Origin of the sequence: Taibaiella koreensis (assembly GCF_003545715.1) — a bacterium.
Lineage (GTDB): Bacteria > Bacteroidota > Bacteroidia > Chitinophagales > Chitinophagaceae > Taibaiella > Taibaiella koreensis.
In genome coordinates this window covers 741,612-760,441 of the sequence record NZ_QVNU01000003.1, presented here as the reverse complement: position 1 = coordinate 760,441, position 18,830 = coordinate 741,612, and the positions used below count along the sequence as shown (strand labels likewise).

The 18,830-nt window shown below is 51.4% G+C and carries 18 protein-coding genes; 9 read left to right on the top strand and 9 right to left on the bottom strand.

Annotated elements, in window-relative coordinates; all coding sequences use genetic code 11:
* Nucleotides 1-35: 35 nt before the first annotated feature.
* The 3 genes from DZK30_RS13245 to dapF all read right to left on the bottom strand — a co-directional run bounded on the left by DZK30_RS13245 (nucleotide 36) and on the right by dapF (nucleotide 3,829).
* Nucleotides 36-2,222, bottom strand: a complete 2,187-nt coding sequence (locus DZK30_RS13245) for a choice-of-anchor L domain-containing protein (RefSeq protein ID WP_118974592.1) — start codon at nucleotides 2,220-2,222, stop codon at nucleotides 36-38.
* A gap of 171 nt (nucleotides 2,223-2,393) precedes the next feature.
* Nucleotides 2,394-2,807 carry an EVE domain-containing protein gene (locus DZK30_RS13240; protein WP_118974591.1) on the bottom strand — a complete coding sequence of 138 codons (414 nt, stop codon included), beginning with the start codon at nucleotides 2,805-2,807 and terminating at the stop codon, nucleotides 2,394-2,396.
* 116 nt (nucleotides 2,808-2,923) lie between these two features.
* Complete coding sequence (gene dapF / locus DZK30_RS13235) at nucleotides 2,924-3,829, bottom strand: diaminopimelate epimerase (protein ID WP_240432920.1); 906 nt, start codon at nucleotides 3,827-3,829, stop codon at nucleotides 2,924-2,926.
* An 11-nt stretch (nucleotides 3,830-3,840) separates the two neighbouring features.
* Here dapF and serA point away from each other — a divergent pair, with 11 nt between their 5' ends.
* From serA to DZK30_RS13220, 3 genes are all read left to right on the top strand, one after another.
* Nucleotides 3,841-5,070: a phosphoglycerate dehydrogenase gene (gene serA / locus DZK30_RS13230; RefSeq protein ID WP_118974590.1), complete on the top strand. Its 1,230-nt coding sequence runs from the start codon at nucleotides 3,841-3,843 to the stop codon at nucleotides 5,068-5,070.
* 152 nt (nucleotides 5,071-5,222) lie between these two features.
* Nucleotides 5,223-6,002 carry a L,D-transpeptidase family protein gene (locus DZK30_RS13225; protein WP_118974589.1) on the top strand — a complete coding sequence of 260 codons (780 nt, stop codon included), beginning with the start codon at nucleotides 5,223-5,225 and terminating at the stop codon, nucleotides 6,000-6,002.
* A gap of 120 nt (nucleotides 6,003-6,122) precedes the next feature.
* Nucleotides 6,123-7,208 (top strand): TolB family protein, encoded by a 1,086-nt coding sequence (locus tag DZK30_RS13220; RefSeq protein WP_118974588.1) that lies wholly within the window; start codon nucleotides 6,123-6,125, stop codon nucleotides 7,206-7,208.
* A gap of 358 nt (nucleotides 7,209-7,566) precedes the next feature.
* Here the strand turns inward: DZK30_RS13220 and cmk are convergent, their stop codons facing one another.
* Entirely contained in the window at nucleotides 7,567-8,259 is a 693-nt protein-coding gene (gene cmk, locus DZK30_RS13215; RefSeq protein WP_262706898.1) for a (d)CMP kinase, read from the bottom strand.
* Between the two features lie 149 nt (nucleotides 8,260-8,408).
* Between cmk and DZK30_RS13210 the strand changes: the two genes are divergently transcribed.
* Nucleotides 8,409-9,278, top strand: coding sequence for a 1,4-dihydroxy-6-naphthoate synthase (locus tag DZK30_RS13210; RefSeq protein WP_118974587.1), 870 nt, complete (start codon nucleotides 8,409-8,411; stop codon nucleotides 9,276-9,278).
* Here the strand turns inward: DZK30_RS13210 and DZK30_RS13205 are convergent.
* Both DZK30_RS13205 and DZK30_RS13200 read right to left on the bottom strand, forming a co-directional pair.
* Entirely contained in the window at nucleotides 9,275-10,045 is a 771-nt protein-coding gene (locus tag DZK30_RS13205) for an AMP nucleosidase (protein WP_118974586.1), read from the bottom strand. The genes DZK30_RS13210 and DZK30_RS13205 overlap by 4 nt on opposite strands.
* Nucleotides 10,046-10,183: 138 nt before the next feature.
* Entirely contained in the window at nucleotides 10,184-12,592 is a 2,409-nt protein-coding gene (locus DZK30_RS13200; RefSeq protein ID WP_118974585.1) for an Ig-like domain-containing protein, read from the bottom strand.
* A gap of 282 nt (nucleotides 12,593-12,874) precedes the next feature.
* Here DZK30_RS13200 and DZK30_RS13195 point away from each other — a divergent pair, with 282 nt between their 5' ends.
* Both DZK30_RS13195 and guaA read left to right on the top strand, forming a co-directional pair.
* Nucleotides 12,875-13,189: a DUF3467 domain-containing protein gene (locus DZK30_RS13195; RefSeq protein WP_118974584.1), complete on the top strand. Its 315-nt coding sequence runs from the start codon at nucleotides 12,875-12,877 to the stop codon at nucleotides 13,187-13,189.
* Nucleotides 13,190-13,234: 45 nt separating this feature from the next.
* Nucleotides 13,235-14,767: a glutamine-hydrolyzing GMP synthase gene (guaA, locus tag DZK30_RS13190; protein ID WP_118974583.1), complete on the top strand. Its 1,533-nt coding sequence runs from the start codon at nucleotides 13,235-13,237 to the stop codon at nucleotides 14,765-14,767.
* A gap of 55 nt (nucleotides 14,768-14,822) precedes the next feature.
* On the opposite strand, the gene DZK30_RS13185 is transcribed toward guaA, so the two are convergent.
* The 3 genes from DZK30_RS13185 to tsaB are packed head-to-tail and all read right to left on the bottom strand — an operon-like array spanning nucleotide 14,823 to nucleotide 16,603.
* Nucleotides 14,823-15,332 (bottom strand): PH domain-containing protein, encoded by a 510-nt coding sequence (locus DZK30_RS13185; RefSeq protein WP_118974582.1) that lies wholly within the window; start codon nucleotides 15,330-15,332, stop codon nucleotides 14,823-14,825.
* Nucleotides 15,333-15,389: 57 nt separating this feature from the next.
* A complete protein-coding gene (locus DZK30_RS13180; RefSeq protein ID WP_118974581.1) occupies nucleotides 15,390-15,905 on the bottom strand; it encodes an acyl-CoA thioesterase in 516 nt (171 codons plus the stop codon).
* Nucleotides 15,906-15,961: 56 nt separating this feature from the next.
* On the bottom strand, nucleotides 15,962-16,603 hold the full coding sequence (gene tsaB / locus DZK30_RS13175; protein WP_118974580.1) for a tRNA (adenosine(37)-N6)-threonylcarbamoyltransferase complex dimerization subunit type 1 TsaB: 642 nt from the start codon (nucleotides 16,601-16,603) through the stop codon (nucleotides 15,962-15,964).
* Nucleotides 16,604-16,675: 72 nt separating this feature from the next.
* Between tsaB and DZK30_RS13170 the strand changes: the two genes are divergently transcribed.
* The 3 genes from DZK30_RS13170 (at nucleotide 16,676) to DZK30_RS13160 (ending at nucleotide 18,780) form a co-directional block, all read left to right on the top strand.
* Nucleotides 16,676-17,140, top strand: coding sequence for a DinB family protein (locus DZK30_RS13170; RefSeq protein ID WP_118974579.1), 465 nt, complete (start codon nucleotides 16,676-16,678; stop codon nucleotides 17,138-17,140).
* 257 nt (nucleotides 17,141-17,397) lie between these two features.
* Nucleotides 17,398-18,090 (top strand): ATP-dependent Clp protease proteolytic subunit, encoded by a 693-nt coding sequence (locus DZK30_RS13165; RefSeq protein WP_118974578.1) that lies wholly within the window; start codon nucleotides 17,398-17,400, stop codon nucleotides 18,088-18,090.
* Between the two features lie 36 nt (nucleotides 18,091-18,126).
* The gene (locus DZK30_RS13160; RefSeq protein ID WP_118974577.1) at nucleotides 18,127-18,780 is read left to right on the top strand and encodes a ClpP family protease; all 654 of its coding nucleotides are present in this window, start codon (nucleotides 18,127-18,129) and stop codon (nucleotides 18,778-18,780) included.
* The last annotated feature ends 50 nt before the right edge of the window (nucleotides 18,781-18,830 follow it).

Below are 18,830 nucleotides of genomic sequence, written 5' to 3'. Positions count from 1 at the left end.
GAGATGTTGCTTCGACAGGCTCGGCAACCCTTCCGCTAACGGATCAGCACCACATCTCCCTTCTTATAGACGGTACGGCCATCCCGGCAACTGACAGTAATGCTATAAAAATAGCTGCCGGGCTGTAAGGGTTGCCCGTTGAAATTTCCATCCCAGGGTCGGTTAAAGCTGTATTGTTGGAATACCCTTTGTCCCCAGCGGTTAAAGATATCGATCTGCAGGATCTTGCTGTCATGATCAAGCTTCAGCTCGAAGACGTCATTCAGCCCATCACCATTGGGTGAGAAGGCATTTGGCACAAAAAGATCGTCACCGCAGCAGCGCTCTACCGTTACCGCTATAGGTACCCGTTCACTTTCACAATCGCCATAGGATTGGGTTACATAAAACGTTTGCTTTCCTTCATTATGACTATTGACTACCGGCGCCTGCCTGGAAGGGCTTCCTCCCTCAGCGTCCTGGTACCAGCGTAAATCCTTACCTGAGGCCTGCAAAGGCTTTTGTTCATCGATGCAGTATTTTACCGGTGATACGACTATGGGCAAGGGCGGGCTTACGACCACATTCAGGTAAACTGAATCAATTACCGGCGGGCACCCTTGCGCATTCACGGCCAATAGGTACCAACCCGAATTGTCGACCTGGGGTGCGGCGATCTCAGCATTTTTCTTTGAAGAGCTGAAATCTTTGGGACCTGACCATTGATAATTGAAAGAACCGTTGTCGGGATCCACCTGGGGCTGAAACTGTACCGGCGTATTGATGCAGAGATCGATCTGCTCCCCCGCATCGACTGTCTGGGGTGCAGGGATCACACTTACTGTAATGGCATCGGATACGGAAGCACAGCCGCTATTGGGCAATACAGCCGTCATGGTATAGGTTGTATTGCCTTGCGGCGTGAGCATCGGCTCTTTGGCGGTTCCGCTGCTGAGGCCGGAAGTGGGCGACCAGGAATATTGCAATGTGCTGCTATTACCCTGTACCCTTACCACAAACCCTACTCCGGCACACACGGTTGTATCGGGTGTAAGGATGGTCGCCTGCGGCGGATCCACGATATTGATCTGGGTGGAGTCGTCGAGCCCGTTCGGTCCATTGCAATTGTAGGGAGAGAGCACAGCAACCTTTAATATCCGGGGGCCAAGCGGTGTAGGCGATGCCAGCGCCGTAACGGGGATCGATACGCTGGTGGCATTGGCCGGGATGGTAACGGTTGGCGGCAAGGCGGTATAGTCGGTACCGGCGATGGCATTACCACTTACCTGTAGCTGTAGTACCTGCGGTGTAGGCTTGGCCTGCGCCCGGCTGAAAATGAGGCTTCCGGGAGCGCAGCCCCGGGCCACAAAAGGCGGATTGCTGGCCGCTCCGGGTCCTTGCGCTTTGACAGTAAAGGAAGCCGATTGCAGACTACCGGCCTTAATAAAAACGCCGGAGTCGTACAGTGCGTTCTGAGCATCGGCTACCGTAAGTTTCAGGTGATAAGTCTGACAAGGGATCACGGTATTGGCTGCCGTGAGCACACGCGTAAAGCCCCGGTAGGCGATGGTACTGCCACCGGCATTATCTACATAATAAGCCGTAAAAGGCGAGCCCGGTCCCATGCTGGTGCAGTTGGCCAATCCACCGGCAAGTGAGCCCGGGATACCGTTGTTGATCGTATTTACGGTAACGGGAATATTGGTTCCCGGCACCCTGGCCATATTGACCGTGCCGGCGATACCCGGCCCCGAAATAAAGAAGGCGAAAGCATCATTATAAGGCCCGCATATCGAATTGATATACTCTTCCGAAGCGAATACATAATCAAACTTCACTTCATCGCCCTTAGGTACCATATCGAACTCCAGGATGCAGGCATCTCTCGTGGAGGAAGCGCCGGAAAGTGTTTGCAACGCAGGATCGCCGGGTGTACCGTTGGATGTGCTCGTGGGCCCGGGCTCCGCCTGGTTGATATTCAATACCAGTCCGGTAGACAATACGATACCACTGTCCAGGCCCAGGTTACTGCTTTGTACCACAAACCTGCCGTTGGCGCCATCGGCACAGGTGAGTGAGGCATTGGTAATGTTGATTCCCTGGCCTGCAAGACGCTGGGCCAACACCGCAGCCGCCTGGTTGGCCGTGATCTGTACCTGTGCATTTGTGGTATAGCCGGTGAAGAGCCAAAGGCTGAGCGCCAGGGCGACGAGGTGGAAAATACGAGGAAAAAAGTAAGCCATATATAACCGGAAAAGCAGGCTGGCCGGGCAATCTGGCCGACGGCCCGCTTTTCGCCGCAAAGGTATGACTTGAATATGAACAATTCATTAAGTTTACCTTACCGGCAGGCATTGAAAAAGAAGTCAAGTTTCAAAAAACTTGACTTCTTTTTCAGTTAAAGCATCCCCGGCTTATGCCTTCAGGCCGCCCATTTTCAGGATCAGCTTATATTCTGCATCGGAAACACGGGATACCGAGAGCCGGCCCAGACGGATGAGCTCCATTTGCTCCAGGCCCGCCGTCTGCTTGATCTCGGCGAGTGTAACAGGCGTTTTCAGGGGCTTTACCGGCTTGAAATCTACGGCCACCCAGGTGTCATCGTTGATCGTAGGATCGGGATAGGCCTCCTTCAGCACTTCGGCAATACCCACCACGCACAGCCCTTCGTTACTGTGATAGAAAAGCACTTTCTCACCCTTTTTCATTTCTCTCAGGTTGTTGCGGGCAGCATAGTTACGCACACCATCCCAAAAGGTTTTGCCATCCTTTACAAATTGGTCCCAGCTATATTTAAAGGGTTCAGACTTGATCAGCCAATAGTTCATTTTAGATATGAGATGTTAGATATTAGACTTTAGATATGAGATGTATTAGGTATTAGGTATTAGGTACGTAATACTTGATACTTAATACCTGATATTTGAATCTTGATACTTGAATCCTAAAACGACGGTACCCCAATGCTTCCTTTGAACACGAAAACAGCTTCGCCGGTCAGCACGATATTTTCGGCAGTAGCGGCATCCTTCTTTTCAAAGGATACGGACAAAAAGCCGCCCACAGCCAGTACCGGCACATGGAACCTGCCGGTTTCTTTACCTACGGCAGCAATGGCGGCGGCGGTCACCCCTGTTCCGCAGGCCAGTGTCTCGTCTTCTACGCCCCGCTCATAGGTGCGGATCAGGAGGTCTTCACCCGAACGCTGTACAAAGTTGACATTGATTCCTTTGGGCTGAAAGGCTTCCCGGTTGCGGATCGCGCGGCCTTCGCCAAATACATTTACCGCATTCACATCTGCCACCCACTGTATATAGTGCGGTGAACCCGTATCCAGGATCACATGATCGCCATGATCTTCGATCTTCGTCACATCCTGCATCTGCAAGGCTACCGTTTCGTCGGCCCTTATCCTGGCCTCATGTATCCCGTCGATGGCTTTGAAGCGCATCACATTGCCGGCAACACCCAGCTGCCGGGCAAAGGCGGCGATACAGCGACCGCCATTGCCGCACATTGTGCTTTCGTTGCCATCGGAATTGTAATAGACCATCTCGAAGTCGGCATCAGGCGTCAATTGCAGCAGCATTAAACCATCGGCGCCAATACCAAAACGGCGATGACACAGCCAGGCAATCTGCTTTGGATTCAGCCGTATTTGCCCTTCACGGTTGTCGGCCAGGATGAAGTCGTTCCCGGCGCCCTGGTACTTGTAAAAGGAGAGCTCCATACTGCAAAAATAACAGCTTTGCAGCAAAAGCGACCTATAGGTATGCCGGCCGATCAAGGATACGGATACCGTTATAATCATTTTGTATTCCACGGAGGTATCACTTATTTTCGTGTGCATATTCTTATTTTATGAGCGCCACCAGCTATCCAAAGGATAAGATCAACATCTTGTTCCTGGAAAACATCAGCCCTATAGCCGTACAGCTGTTCCGGGACAACGGCTATACCCAGGTACAGCAGCTGGCAGGAGCATTGGGCGAAGCCGAATTGATTGAAGCGATCAAGCACGTACACTTACTGGGCATACGCTCCAAGACCCATATTTCAGAGCGGGTACTACAGGCAGCGCCCAGGCTCCAGGCGATCGGCTGCTTTTGCATCGGGGTCAACCAGGTGGACCTGGAGGCTGCAGCCCGGCATGGTGTATCAGTGTTCAATGCGCCCTACAGCAATACCCGCAGCGTGGCCGAGCTGGTGCTGGGACTATCGGTAATGCTGCTACGCCGTGTGATCGATAAGCATACGGCAGCTCATAAGGGTATATGGCTTAAGGATGCCCGCGGCAGCCACGAGTTGCGGGGTAAGACCATGGGGCTTATCGGTTATGGCAACATTGGATCGCAGGTAAGTGTGATCGCGGAGGCACTGGGTATGAAGGTGCTTTATTATGACCAGGAGACTAAACTGCCCTTGGGTAATGCCCGGGCCTGCGCAACCATGGAAGCAGTACTAAGCGAAAGCGATATCGTAAGCCTGCATGTACCGGGCACGGCGCATACCCGCAACCTGATCCATGCCGGCAACCTGCAGCAGTTCAAAAAAGGTACTATGCTCATCAATTGCTCACGCGGCGAGGTTGTGGATCTGGAAGCGCTGGCTGCAGCATTGGCATCCGGGCATCTCGGCGGGGCCGCTGCCGATGTATTTCCCCTGGAGCCTGAGAAAAACGGCGATCCTTTTCAAACACCATTGCAGGGGCTTCCCAATGTGATCCTGACGCCACATATCGGCGGTTCTACGGAAGAAGCCCAGGTGAACATTGGCGAAGATGTAGGCCAAAAGCTATTCCAGTACCTGGAAAAAGGCGTCTCCTACGGCTCGCACACCGTCCCGCCCATCAGCCTGCCCCCCATGGACGGCACACACCGCATCCTGCATATCCACAACAATGTTCCCGGCGTGTTGAGCGAGATCAATACCCTGCTGGCCGATAACGGAGTGAATATAGAAGGGCAGTACCTCAAGACGAATGATCGTATCGGCTATGTAGTCCTGGATGTAAACCGGCAGTTGTCGCAGCAGGCCATAACCTTGCTCCGTAATGTAAAAGGAACCATAAAGCTGCGGCTGCTTTATTAACGTAAAAAATTGCTTTTTTTAACACATAGCGGCCCGGAGCACAATAAAATTTTAAAACGGCTGTTAAAAGGAAACCTGTTTATCACATTCACTTTCATTTAATCTTATCTTTACCTTTCGTCAAGAACCCCAAAAATTGTTTTCATTCCATAATGCGTTTCTCCATTAAAAGAGCAGGATATTGTGCTGTTGTGTTTCTCTTTGCTGCCTGTATTTCTTTCCGCCTCAGGGCCCAAACCGATGTCAATACATTTAAAAGTTATCAGCTGAGCGCGCCTCGTGTGGCCAAGGCTTACGCACAGTATAACGAAGTACTGAAAAAGGAGTTCCAGCAGAAGAACCTGGCCTATCCTCCTAAGGAAATGTACATCAGGGCTTTTAAGGCACACAACGAAATGGAAGTATGGGTACGTAATCCCGATGCCGATACGTTCACGATGTTCAAGCAATATAAGATCTGTGCCCTGTCCGGCTCTCTGGGGCCCAAGCGATGGGAAGGCGACCGTCAGGTGCCCGAAGGCTTTTATTTTATTTCCGATTTCAATCCCAAAAGCGACTTTTACCTGTCGCTGATGCTGAACTATCCCAATTATTCGGATCTCATACTGGGTAACAAAGCCACACCCGGCGGCGACATTTATATTCATGGCGGCTGCGTGACCGTGGGCTGCATGCCTATGAAAGACGAAGGCATACAGGAGATCTATACCCTTTGCCTGGCGGCACGGTTCAACGGGGAGACCAATATACCGGTGCATGTATTTCCAGTACGCTTCAACAAGACCGGCCTCAACTTCCTCGGCCGTGAATATGGCGACGATATGGCACGCCAACGCTTCTGGATCAACCTGAAGGCAGGCTACGATTATTTTGAAAAGAACCATACCATACTTCCCGTGATGTATAACCAGGAGGGTAAATACATTTTTTGATCACCCCGTCATCTGATCGGGAACAAGGAAAAAGCGATACCAACCGGTATCGCTTTCTTTTTTCCGGTAGAAAGCATACAGGTCACGCCAGGAGCTTACCTTTGCGGAAATTTTCTTTGCATGAGATGTACTAAGGCCTTGCTCCTCTGTATGACCTGCTGCGGCGCCACGCTGCTACAGGCCCAGGACAAAACCGCAACTAAAGATTCCCTTAGCTTTGAAGGGGAAAAGCACTTCAAAAATATCCGCCAGCTCACCTTCGGCGGCGATAATGCAGAGGCTTATTTCAGCCTTGATGGCAAAGCGATCTCCTTTCAGCGTACGGCTCCAAAAGATGGGATTTCCTGCGACCAGATTTTTTACGCCAAAGTACCGAAGAACGCTAAAGAGGCCTTCAGCTATAAAATGGTGAGCACCGGTAAAGGCCGCACCACCTGCGCGTATATCATGCCTAATGGCAAAGAGGTGTTGTATGCGTCGACCCATCTCGGCAGCCCCAATTGCCCGCCGGTACCCGATCGCAGCGTTATCAAAAAATACATCTGGCCGATCTACGAAAGCTACGACATCTTTGTCGCCGACCTGAATGGCAAGATATTGAGGCAATTGACCAAAGAGCCGGGCTATGACGGCGAGGCCGTGATATCGCCCAAAGGCAACAAGATCATCTTTACCTCTATGCGCAACGGCGACCTGGACTTGTATGTAATGGACCTGGACGGCAGTCATGTAAAGCAGATCACCAATACGCTCGGCTACGACGGCGGCGCATGGTTCAGCCCCGATGGCAGCAAGATCGTATGGCGCGCTTCACGCCCCCAAACGGAAGCAGAAGTGAAAGATTATAAAGACCTGTTGCAACAGGGTATGGTGATGCCAACGAATATGGAAATATTTGTGGCCAATGCCGACGGCAGCAATGCCCGGCAGATCACGCAACTGGGTCAGGCCAACTGGGCACCCAATTTTACGCCTGATGGTCAGCATATTATTTTCTCGTCCAACCACGAGCATAAACGCGGCTTTCCCTTTAATATCTATATTGTCGACCTTGAGGGCAAACACCTGGAAAAGATATCCAGGGATAATGGCTTCGACGCCTTCCCCATGTTCTCACCCGATGGAAAGAAATTGATCTTTAGCTCCAACCGCAACAATGGCGGCACACATGATACGAACCTGTTTATTTGCGATTGGGTCGATTAAAATATCTCATTTCTTATAGCTTTTAGTGACTATCCGGATATAGGAAACAGGATACAATTTGCTTCTACATAACGGTTGCTGAGCTCGTCGAAGCACCATCTTGTCCTTTCGACAAGCTCAAGGACCGGCTCTGTTTCCTATATCCGGATACTCAGATAGTTTTTTTCCACAAAGACGCTAAAGTTGGCCTTTCTCGCAGCGTCGCTGTGCCGCTGCGAGGCAATCTATTTTATCATTCCTCTCTTTGAGCAAGATTGATGAAATGATTATGGTTAAAAAAACGGAGCGACGCCTGTATTGGTGTCGCTCCGTTTCTTCCGGGTATATAAAAAATACTTTCTTATTCCTTTCTTTTCTTTCAGGCAATGCTCTGCTTCATTTCTTTGGCCTCGGCCACCCACTGCAGGGCCAGCTTCAGCTGCTCTTCGCGGCTCATCTCGCTGTTGTCGAGCAGGCGGGCATCATCGGCGCGACGCAGGGGACTCTCTTCCCGGTTGCTGTCGATGTAATCTCTCATTTCGAGGTTATGTCTTACCTCATCCAGTGTGATGAGGGGATTGGTAGGATACAGCTCTTGGAAGCGACGTTTGACGCGGATCTCGGGGTCGGCGGTCATGAATATCTTCAACTCGGCATCGGGAAACACCACTGTGCCGATATCGCGGCCGTCCATTACCAGCCCTTTATGTTTGCCCATCTTTTGCTGCTGTTCTACAGCAAAATGCCGTACTTCCTTGATGGCGGCCACTTCGCTTACTTTATCGGCCACGATCATATCCCGGATGTTGCGGGCGACATTCTCATCGTTAAGGAACATTTCGGAGCGGCGGGTTTCCGCATTCAGCTCAAAATGCAGGCTGATGTTCGTGAGCGCGGTATCGATCTCTTCCTTATTCTTCAGGGAAACGTTCTCGCGCAGGAAATAGAGCGTAATAGCCCGGTACATGGCGCCGGTATCAATATAGGCGTAATGCATCTGCTCTGCCAGCTCTTTGGCCAGCGTGCTTTTCCCACAGGAAGAATAACCGTCTATCGCTATAATGATCTTCATAATACTCCGGTTTGTATCGGGCACCGCCTTTATCGCCGGTCAGGGGGCTCATGCTCCTTCTGCCTATGCAAAAGTAACCTTTATTACCGGAATATTAAAGCCCCGCGCTGCTTTAGAAATGGCTACCTTTGCAGCTCTTTTTCCTGGTTATGACAACGAGCCCGACTGCACTGCAAACGCTGACCTTAGGCTTCAGCCCCTGCCCCAACGATACCTTTATTTTCGATGCGATGGTAAACCGGAAAATGGATACCGGTCCGTTACAGTTCGATTATGTGCTTGAAGATGTGGAAACGCTGAACCAATGGGCGTTTGAAGGTAAGCTGGCGATCACCAAGCTTAGCTACAGCACCCTGCTGCAGGTAAGTGATCGTTATGCCTTGCTCGATAGCGGCAGCGCACTGGGACGGGGTGTGGGGCCGCTTGTTATCCGTAAAGCCGGTGCAGCGCCGGTACAGGATCTGGGCGATTTCCTTTCGGGCGCCCGTATCGCAATTCCCGGCATCAATACTACTGCAAACCTGCTGTTCTCGCTTGCTTTTCCCAAGGCTACCGACAAAACCGAAGTTTTGTTCAGCGAGATCGAGGAAAGGGTATTGAAAGGCGAATTTGACTGTGGTCTGGTCATTCACGAGAGCCGCTTTACTTATCAGCAACGCGGACTGGAAAAGCTAATCGACATGGGCGACTGGTGGGAACAGGCCAGCGGTTCGGCCATCCCGCTGGGTGGTATCTGCATCCGCAGGGATATCCCTGTCGAAACAGCGCTACAGGTAGAGCAAATGATCAGGGAAAGCCTGCAATACAGCTGGAAAAACTATCCCGCGCTTTCCGGTTTCGTTACCAGCCACGCGCAGGAAATGGAGGAAGAGGTAATGCGTAAGCATATCAACCTCTATGTGAACGAATACTCCGATTCGTTGGGAACGGAAGGCCGCCAGGCGGTAAATACGCTGTTCACCAAAGCCCGGGAAAACGGGCTCATCCGTACGTCGCTTCACAATATTTACCTGGCTTAAAAGTGCAGGTGCTTTACCGTGAGCCCGTTGTTGATCAGCTGTTTCAGCGAATCGATACCGATCTTCAGGTGCAGCTCGGCAAAGAGCTTGGTCACTTTAGCATCCCCCTTTGAGGTCTTTACACCTTCGGGTATCATCGGTTGATCCGATACCAGCAATAAAGCACCGGTAGGTATCTTATTGGCAAAGCCGGTAATAAAGATGGTCGCTGTTTCCATGTCTATCGCCATGGCCCTGATGCGCTTCAGGTAAAGCTTAAACTCTTCATCATGCTCCCATACCCTTCTGTTGGTGGTATAGCAGGTGCCGGTCCAGTAGTCGCGGGCATAATCCCGTATGGTTGTGGAAATGGCCTTTTGCAGGGCAAAGGCAGGCAAGGCAGGCACTTCGGCCGGGAAATAGTCGTTGCTGGTCCCCTCTCCTCTTATGGCGGCGATAGGTAAGATAAGGTCGCCCACTTTATTTTTCTTTTTCAATCCGCCGCATTTACCCAGAAACAACACGGCATTGGGACTGATGGCCGACAGCAGGTCCATAATGGTAGCTGCCCCGGGACTGCCCATACCAAAATTAATGATCGTGATGCCGTCGGCCGTAGCGCAGGGCATGGGCTTATCCAGACCCACAATAGGCACATCGTGCATCTCAGCAAACAGCTCTACATATTTGTAGAAATTGCAGAGCAGGATGTACTTCCCGAATTGGCCGAGCTCCAGACCGGTATACCGCGGCAGCCAATCCTCAACGATCTCTCCTTTTTCTTTCATACTTATTTCCTTTTAAATTGATCTAAGGTAAATCAATTTTCAAATTTATCGATCCCGTCAAATAGTGGTATATGAATTCTTTATCAACAAAAAAGGCTGCAGGGGTCACCTGCAGCCTTGTGGGGATATTGCTTTTTGTTAGCGAAGCACTTCAAATTTCCGGATCACAAACCCTTTGTCGGTAAGGATACGTACCGAATAAACACCGGCGGCCATGCCTGATACAGACAACTGGTGTTGCTTGTCGTTATCGGCTTTGTGGCGGTATACCAGGGCGCCCAGGGTATTGAACACCATTACTTCCTGCATTTTCACCGCGCTCTTGTTGCTGATGAAAAGCTGATCGCGGGAAGGATTGGGGTACAGCAGCACATTCGCCTCGTCTTTACCCAGCTTGATGATGCCGGTGACCAGGTCCACCTTGAGCGGTTGGCTGATGCTGTAGTCGGCGCAATTGTTGTAGACCTTCAGGGTAACATCGTATGAACCGGTAGCAGCATAGGTATGCATCGGCGTCATTTGCGTACTCTTAGGCGAGCCATCGCCAAAATCCCATTCGTAGGAGTCTACGTCGGTAGGATTCAGCGGGCTGAATTTCACTTTGCCGAGATCTTCGTAAAAGAGGGGTATAAAGTTGAATCCTTCTGCACGGGGTGAGGGCAGATAGGCAATATGGCGGTCTTCTGTCTGTACGCAGCTATAGGGCGTGGTAACCGTTACGGAATAGGTACCGGAGTCCGTTATAGCAATGGTCTGTGTGGTTGCCGCCGTATTCCAGAGGAAAGTATAACCTGCATTGCCGGCATCGAGCGTGATCTGTGCGCCGTCGCAGATGCTGGTATCATTGCCCAGGGCCGGCACCGGCAAAGGACGGATGATTACATTGGTGCTGCTGTTGATCACGCAGCCGTTGGTACTCTTGATCTGCGCCGTATAAGTACCGCCGGCCGTTACATTGATGGTCTGCGTCGTATTACTTCCGGGCGTCCACAGAAAGGTGCTGCCCGCATTGCCCGCATTGAGCGTAGCGGTGCTACCCGAGCAGAGATCGGTTACGGCGGGCTGTACGTTCACCGGAACGATGCCGGGTGTAATAACGCGGGCGTCGGAGCCGCTGCAGCTGTTCACGGTTACCGCCACGGAATAGGTACCGGCTGTGTTTACAGTGATCGTAGGCGTAGTAGCTCCGGTATTCCAGGCATAGGTGCCACCGGTCGTGGTCGCGTTGAGTGTATAGGTAATACCAGGACATATAGTGGTATCGTTGCCTATATTCACTGTTGGTATAGGACGTATGGTAGCCACTACCGCCTGCCGCGGACTGGATTCGCAGGTGCCGCTGGCAGCAGCGATGTAATAAGTCGTGGTGGCCGAAATGGAACCGGTTGTATAGATATTGCCTGTAATAAGCGCCGTACCACCGGTAAGCGCCGCATACCATTTGATGCTGGCGCCGGCTACTGTACTGGCTTTAAGCGTGACCGCGCCGGTACCGCAATTGAAGCTGTCCGTCTTGCTCACAATCGCCGGTGCATTACAGGTGGTAGTAAAATTCGTAACAGGAGTCCAAAGGCTTGTATCGTTGGCTCCGCATACCGCCCTTACATAGTAGGAATAGCCGGTTGAAGGAGTCAGCGGCGGGTTTAAGGTATAAGGCTTGGTGCTGGTAAAAATAGAAGTGCCGCCGGTCGCCACGGGGAAACCGGTAGGACCATATTTGATCTGCCACTGGCCTGGGGTTCCGGTCTGCGCCCAGTCTAGCACCGCCGTAGTAGGTGTAATAGAAGTTGCAGTGGGGCTGGTCGGCGCCGCGCAGGTTACCACAGTTTCCACACTTGCCGCAAATACGTTGAGCACAGATCCGGCAGCACTCGTGGTGGCTTTGGTAATCTGGATGCTGGCAATTTGCTTAGTCTGGTTGGCCGTATTGATCGGGATCGTGATCTGATACAAACGTGGGTTGCCTGAAGGATTCTCCGTAAGGTTAGAAAGATAGCCTACCCGGCCAAAGCCGGACGCTGCCACGGGCTGAAGCGTGGAGCTGAACCAATCCGGCACAACGATCGCGGTGCTGATGGGCTGGTTTGTAGCATCAGTAAAGTTGATCTGCCCGGTAAAATAGCTATTGCCGCTACCAGAAGTAGCCAGTATAAACAAATTGCTGGCGGTAGGATTGCTGGCAAAGACCAGGGTACCTGAAGTACCGTTGGTCGCTATACGCAACGAGTTGTTGCCGGTGTAAGGTGTTCCAGAAGGACCAATGTTAAAGTTAAGGCCGGGTGTGGCAGCAACGGCGCTACTGATCACACCGCTGGCCGGCAAACCGAAAGTAACCGGAGTGCTGGTGCTCGTTTGCTGCCAACCAATAGCCATGAAGCTGAAATTGGCGCCATCCACATCGGCAGAGGTAGTCGCCATTACAGTACCGGTACCATTGGCCACCACGTCTGCCGTAAACCCAGTAGTGATTGGCAGCGGCACATAAGCTGCCTGCGCAGCATAGGTGGACAGGGCCAGCAAGGAAGCAAAAAGTAATCTTGATTTCATCTATTATTTGGTTTATCTAAAGAGGTAAAAATTTGTATTTTCTTTAAGCTATAATAAGAAATTCTGCTTCAAAAAACGCATCAAAACAAGAAACTACATCAATATGCGGGATTCAATTCTTTGTTAACCTTCCCTAAAGAAAAGACGGCGGAAAAACAAATAAGTGAGGGGTAGGAAGGCAAAAAATGGGGACCATCCTTTCTGAAAAAGCAAGGCTTTATTTCTCCGCATTATTAAATTACCTTTGCACCTCTTCAACTCAAAAAAATACACATTTTAATAATGGAAAATCAGAATCCTGATCAGCAGCAGATCAATATCGAGCTTACAGAAGAAGTTGCAGACGGAACCTATGCCAACCTGGCCATCATCACCCACTCTTTCGCCGAATTTGTGATCGATTTTGTCAACGTAATGCCGGGTCTTCCTAAGGCCAAAGTCAAATCGAGAGTGGTTATGACGCCGCAGCATGCCAAAAAGCTGATGCGCGCGCTTATTGACAACGTTAAACGTTATGAGACCCAGAACGGCGTGATCAAAGATCAGGAACAAGCCAGCCTGCCCTTTACCTTCGGTGGTCCTACTGCCGAAGCGTAACGCCGTACCGGCTTACATCCCGTAAATGATATTACCAAGCATATAATGACTGAAAAAATCCTCATTCTCGATTTCGGTTCCCAGTATACCCAGCTGATCGCCCGCGGCGTGCGGGAACTGAATATCTATTGCGAGATCGTACCCTGCCTGAAGCCGGTGGCCATTACACCGGAAGTGAAAGGGATCATCCTTTCCGGGAGCCCGTTTTCTGTAAACGACCCCAATGCGCCCAAACCCGACATTGCTGTGCTGGCCAAAGAAGTGCCTGTACTAGGCGTTTGCTACGGCGCGCAGCTGATCGCGCAGCAGAACGGCGGCGTGGTGGCTAAATCCAACAGCCGGGAATACGGCCGTGCGCATCTTCATTTTGCCGCTAAAGAAACCCTTTTCGAAACCGTATCGGATGCCACCCAGGTATGGATGAGCCATAGCGATACGGTAAAAGAGCTACCCGAAAACTTCGAGTTACTCGCTACCACCGAAAGTATTCCCGTTGCGGCTTACAAGGCCAAAGGCTATCCCAACCCGGTTTATGGTATCCAGTTCCACCCCGAAGTAACGCACAGCACCGAAGGCCGCCAGATCATCAAGAACTTTGTTGTCGACGTATGTGGCTGCGATCAGAGCTTTACACCTGCCGCTTTCGTGGAAGAATCTGTAGCCGCCATCAAAGCAAAGGTGGGCTCCGAAAAAGTAGTGATGGCCCTTAGCGGTGGCGTCGATTCCACAGTAGCGGCCACGCTGATCCATAGAGCAATCGGCGACAAGCTCTTCTGTATTTTTGTAGACAACGGCCTGTTGCGCAAGAACGAGTTTGAGCAGGTAATGGAAGGCTACAGGCATCTTGGCCTGAATGTAAAAGGCGTAGATGCGAAAGATCGCTTTTATGGTGAGCTGGATGGCGTGAGCGACCCTGAGCGCAAGCGCAAGATCATCGGCAAGCTGTTCATCGATATTTTCCAGGAAGAAGCGGCCTTGCTGAGTGATGTGAAGTTCCTGGGACAGGGCACTATTTATCCCGATGTGATCGAGTCCGTATCGGTCAACGGTCCATCGGTAACCATCAAATCGCATCATAATGTAGGCGGCCTGCCCGACATCATGAAGATGGAGCTGATCGAGCCGCTGCGCTTCCTTTTCAAGGATGAGGTGCGCCGCGCGGGCAAAGAGCTGCAGCTCGATGATATTTTTCTCAAACGCCATCCTTTTCCCGGCCCCGGCTTGGCCATCAGGATCCTCGGCGCTATTACTGCCGACAAGGTTGCTTTGTTGCAGGAGGCCGATGCCGTATACACCCAACTACTACGCGATACCGGCGAATACGACCGCGTATGGCAGGCCGGAGCCATATTGCTGCCGGTACAGAGCGTAGGTGTTATGGGCGATGAACGCACTTATGAATTTACGGTAGCCCTGCGCGCGGTGACCTCGGTCGATGGTATGACCGCCGATTGGGCGCACCTGCCTTATGAATTCCTGGCAAAAGTATCTAGCGACATCATCAACAATGTAAGGGGTATCAACCGCGTGGTATATGATATCAGCAGCAAGCCCCCGGCCACTATCGAGTGGGAATAAAGTTAAAATAATAAAAAAAAGAGATTCAAGTTTTTGTAAACTTGAATCTCTTTTTTTAGTTGGTATCGTACTCCCCCACTCCTTTCTCGTTCCGTCTCGTTTCCACTAAGTGCCTGAGCTGTTCCCGGAGTGCCGTAGCCTGGCTTACGGCTTTGATCGCAAACAACTGCGTGCTGCGTTGTGAGGAGATCAGCGAAATGTTGCCTAGTCCGAAGAGCCGCAATTGCAGCGGCTCAAACAAATGCACATCCTTGACCCGGTACAGTTCGATCTCGTAAGTGGTACGGTTGAGCACGCCCGCCCGCCTGATGATACGCTGGTTGGTGAGCGTATAGCTCGCGGCATTCAGGATCATAAAGTAGCACAGTGCGTACACTACAGCAGCGAGGCAGCCCAGCAACAGATAGTTGCTGTCGAAATGCAGGGCAGCCCATATGCTGACCGCCGCGACCAGCAGGGCCAGGGCATAATGTTTGGCATTGAGCAGCTGGGAAGACTTTCCCTTCCATACGATCTGCTCGCCGGCATTGTGCAGGTCGAGGCTATTCTGGCTGATCTGGCTCATGGCATCTGTTTTGAATGTCCAAATTTACTTTTTAGCTCAGGATATCCCAAATGCTTTCTACAGGAACAAAGCCTTCAATTCGCCCGCTTCTTCGGGTTTCATTTTGCCACCCAGTATCAGGCGCAACTGGCGGCGGCGCAGCGCCCCATTGTACATTTCTTTTTCAGCCTCCGTTTCGGGTATCAGCTCCGGTACGGTATAAGGCCTGCCGTTGGCGCCCAGGGATACGAAGGTGAAGTAAGCTTCGTTGGACAGATACTTATGCCTTGCCTTGAGGTCTTCGCCCCATACCTTGATATAGATCTCCATGGAGCTGTTGAAGGCACGGGTAACCTTGGATTCGATGGTCACCACATCGCCCAGCTTGATGGGATTGGCAAAGGATATATTATCGACCGAAGCCGTTACCGCAACGGTATTGCAGTGTTTCTGCGCGGCGATACCGGCGGCAATGTCCATCCAGTACATCAACTTGCCCCCCATAAGATTGGCCAGGGTATTGGTCTCTCCGGGAAGCACCAGCTCGCTCATCATGGTGAAGGACTCCCGGGCGGGCTTTGCAGTTTGTAGCATGTTTTGTGAAAAAAATTAAGATAAAAAAATAGCGGCCTGCGCCGCAGTGTAAAGCGTTATTTTTTGCTTTGGGTAGTGTAAGCAGCCTTCAGGTAAAAAGGTTCGGAATACGCCAGATCGTCGAAGGCAGCCCTGGCAAACCGCTCTTCTGCCAGCGCGACCCAGGAAGGCATATCGATACCCGCTGCTGTATCGGGCTGTATCCGGCGGGCTCCGGGAAGGAGCGCCGGCTCATCGGTAAGCAACCATTCCTCGCCGGGATCGCCTATCTCCTCTTCGAACCGGTGTGCCGGCGGCTCGGCAATGCTGCCATCGTCATGGTAACGGGCATAGAAATATTCCCCGGCCCTTGCCTTGAGCGCGATCACAAGCGCTCCCTGCCCGCCATATTGTGCAGCGAGGAGATCGAGGTGGTTGAACAGCATCAACGGCTTTTCCAGTGCGAAGGCCAGGCCCTTGGCGGTGCTGAGGCCCACCCGGATACCGGTATAAGAGCCAGGTCCGGCACATACGGCAATCGCATTCAGGCGGTCAAGCGCCGTTCCGGCAGCATCCAGCGCCTCACTGATCACGAGGTTGAGGATCGCCGCCTGCTCCCTGGCATCGGGCATACGGCGCAGCAGCACCGGCTGGTCCTTGCGGGATACGGCTACCGTCGCTGTTTTTCCGGAAGTGTCTATATAGAGCAGATCGGGCATGGTCAAAATTCAGAGTGCAAAAGTATTACATTTGTGACTAGCAAAGCAAAACAAGCACAAAACCCCTGTCTCATGGACAAAGCACAATTCCTGAAGAACGACCTGGTAACCCTTATTTCCGGCATCCCGGCCGATCATCAGCCGGCATGGGGAAAAATGAACCTGCAGCAAATGACGGAGCATATAGCCCGGGAAGGCTTCGGCTGGGCCAGCGGCAAAATCGTGCATACCCGCGTACTTACACCCGACGAGCACCTGCCACAGGTACGCGCCTTCCTGGTAAGTGAAAAGCAGTTCAGGGAGAATACAGAAAATAAGCTGATGCCGGCGGAACCTATACCGGTTCAGCATGCTGACATGCCTGCCGCGCTGGAAGCCCTCCAACAGGAAATCGACCATTTCTTTGCCGTTTATGCCGCCGACCCGGGCAAAACCTTGCTGAATCCTTTCTTCGGCGAACTAGATTATGACCTTTGGATACAATTGCTGCACAAGCATGCCAGCCATCACCTGAAACAATTTGGGGTAACAGCCTAAGCATCCCGCCCGATACAGATATTTACCATCGCCTTTAACAAAGGCGTCTTTTGTCGTTAGCGTCATTTGTTGCGGAATACAACCGTGCCAAAAGGGATTAATGTTTGCCAACAAGACCCACTATGCCACACGAAAAATGACGATTTGGCATTTTCCCCGATTGGATTGATATTTGTTACCCTCCCTGTAGGGCTTTTTGCTTTTTGGAATAGAAAAGCCCTAAATTTATCTTTCACTGTAAAATCAATTATTCAACAATGGATCATAACGAGTTTCGCAAATATGCGGTCAAACATCGGGGCATCAGCAGCAACACCTTTGATAGCTATGCCGCCCATGTAAGCGCGCAACCGACGGCTTTAACCCCTTATATCATTGAGGAACGCCCGCTTAACGTAGCTTCTATGGACGTTTTTAGCCGGCTGATGATGGACCGTATCATTTTTATGGGCGAGCCCATAAATGACTATGTGGCCAATATCGTTACCGCGCAGCTGCTTTTCCTGGAAAGCACCGACCGTACCCGCGACGTGCAGATGTACATTAACAGTCCCGGTGGCAGCGTATATGCCGGCTTGGGCATTTACGACACCATGCAGATCGTAAACCCCGATATCGCGACTATTTGCACCGGTATCGCCGCCAGCATGGCTGCTGTGCTGATGTGTGCCGGTACCAATGGCAAACGCACAGCCCTGCGCCACGCACGCATCATGATGCACCAGCCGAGCAGCGCTATCGGCGGCCAGGCAACTGATATCAGCATTACCGTAAAAGAGATACAGCGCGTGAAACAAAACCTGTATACCATCATCAGCGAGCATACAGGCCAAACCCTTGAGAAAGTAGCCAAGGATAGCGATCGCGACTTCTGGATGCTGGCCGAAGAAGCCAAAGAGTACGGTATCGTAGACGAGGTGCTGCTGCCCAATGCCAAGAAAAAGAAATAAGCAATCCTTCATTTCAAAAAATCCAATCGAAAAAATATGAATCAATATAATCTGGCTCAACTGGGCCTCCGGTATAAAAGCGAGGACGGCGACGAAGATGAGGAGACTGAAAAACCTGTAGTCGATCCACAGGTCCCCGGTAGTCTTACGGTAAAAAAGCAGGAAGAAATGTTCTTCAAGAACCGTACCGTATACCTGTGGGGCCCCGTAGAAGACAAATCGGCCAAAGATGTGGTCAATAAATTGCTGCTGCTGGATGCCGACAAACCTGGCCAGGAGATCAAATTCTATATCAATAGCCCGGGCGGCGTTGTTACAAGCGGTCTTGTTATTTATGACGTGATGCAAATGATCAAGTCGCCGGTTGCTACTATCTGTATGGGTCTTGCGGCCAGTATGGGTTCTATCCTGCTGTCCGGAGGCAAAAAAGGCAAGCGTTATATTTTCCCCCACGGAGAAGTAATGATCCACCAGCCCAGTCTGGGTGGCTATTTCCAAGGGGTATCGGCTGACCTGGAGATCCATGCCCGCCAGATCCAGAAGACTAAGGAAATGAGCGCGAAGATCCTGGCCGATAACTGCGGTCAGCCCTACGATAAAGTGCTGCTTGACCTGGAACGTGACTACTGGATGGATGCTGAAGAAGCCATTAAATACGGTATTGTAGACAAAATTGTAGATAAACTGTAAGCCACCTTGCTTTCAGACAAAATAAAACCCGGCGTCGATCGACGCCGGGT

What these genes read in the sequence shown, in the direction of transcription:
- DZK30_RS13245 (WP_118974592.1), bottom strand. Translation starts at nt 2,222, where the DNA reads ATGGCTTACTTTTTTCCTCGTATTTTCCACCTCGTCGCCCTGGCGCTC.
- DZK30_RS13240 (WP_118974591.1), bottom strand. Translation starts at nt 2,807, where the DNA reads ATGAACTATTGGCTGATCAAGTCTGAACCCTTTAAATATAGCTGGGAC.
- dapF (WP_240432920.1), bottom strand. Translation starts at nt 3,829, where the DNA reads ATGCACACGAAAATAAGTGATACCTCCGTGGAATACAAAATGATTATA.
- serA (WP_118974590.1), top strand. Translation starts at nt 3,841, where the DNA reads ATGAGCGCCACCAGCTATCCAAAGGATAAGATCAACATCTTGTTCCTG.
- DZK30_RS13225 (WP_118974589.1), top strand. Translation starts at nt 5,223, where the DNA reads ATGCGTTTCTCCATTAAAAGAGCAGGATATTGTGCTGTTGTGTTTCTC.
- DZK30_RS13220 (WP_118974588.1), top strand. Translation starts at nt 6,123, where the DNA reads ATGAGATGTACTAAGGCCTTGCTCCTCTGTATGACCTGCTGCGGCGCC.
- cmk (WP_262706898.1), bottom strand. Translation starts at nt 8,259, where the DNA reads ATGAAGATCATTATAGCGATAGACGGTTATTCTTCCTGTGGGAAAAGC.
- DZK30_RS13210 (WP_118974587.1), top strand. Translation starts at nt 8,409, where the DNA reads ATGACAACGAGCCCGACTGCACTGCAAACGCTGACCTTAGGCTTCAGC.
- DZK30_RS13205 (WP_118974586.1), bottom strand. Translation starts at nt 10,045, where the DNA reads ATGAAAGAAAAAGGAGAGATCGTTGAGGATTGGCTGCCGCGGTATACC.
- DZK30_RS13200 (WP_118974585.1), bottom strand. Translation starts at nt 12,592, where the DNA reads ATGAAATCAAGATTACTTTTTGCTTCCTTGCTGGCCCTGTCCACCTAT.
- DZK30_RS13195 (WP_118974584.1), top strand. Translation starts at nt 12,875, where the DNA reads ATGGAAAATCAGAATCCTGATCAGCAGCAGATCAATATCGAGCTTACA.
- guaA (WP_118974583.1), top strand. Translation starts at nt 13,235, where the DNA reads ATGACTGAAAAAATCCTCATTCTCGATTTCGGTTCCCAGTATACCCAG.
- DZK30_RS13185 (WP_118974582.1), bottom strand. Translation starts at nt 15,332, where the DNA reads ATGAGCCAGATCAGCCAGAATAGCCTCGACCTGCACAATGCCGGCGAG.
- DZK30_RS13180 (WP_118974581.1), bottom strand. Translation starts at nt 15,905, where the DNA reads ATGCTACAAACTGCAAAGCCCGCCCGGGAGTCCTTCACCATGATGAGC.
- tsaB (WP_118974580.1), bottom strand. Translation starts at nt 16,603, where the DNA reads ATGCCCGATCTGCTCTATATAGACACTTCCGGAAAAACAGCGACGGTA.
- DZK30_RS13170 (WP_118974579.1), top strand. Translation starts at nt 16,676, where the DNA reads ATGGACAAAGCACAATTCCTGAAGAACGACCTGGTAACCCTTATTTCC.
- DZK30_RS13165 (WP_118974578.1), top strand. Translation starts at nt 17,398, where the DNA reads ATGGATCATAACGAGTTTCGCAAATATGCGGTCAAACATCGGGGCATC.
- DZK30_RS13160 (WP_118974577.1), top strand. Translation starts at nt 18,127, where the DNA reads ATGAATCAATATAATCTGGCTCAACTGGGCCTCCGGTATAAAAGCGAG.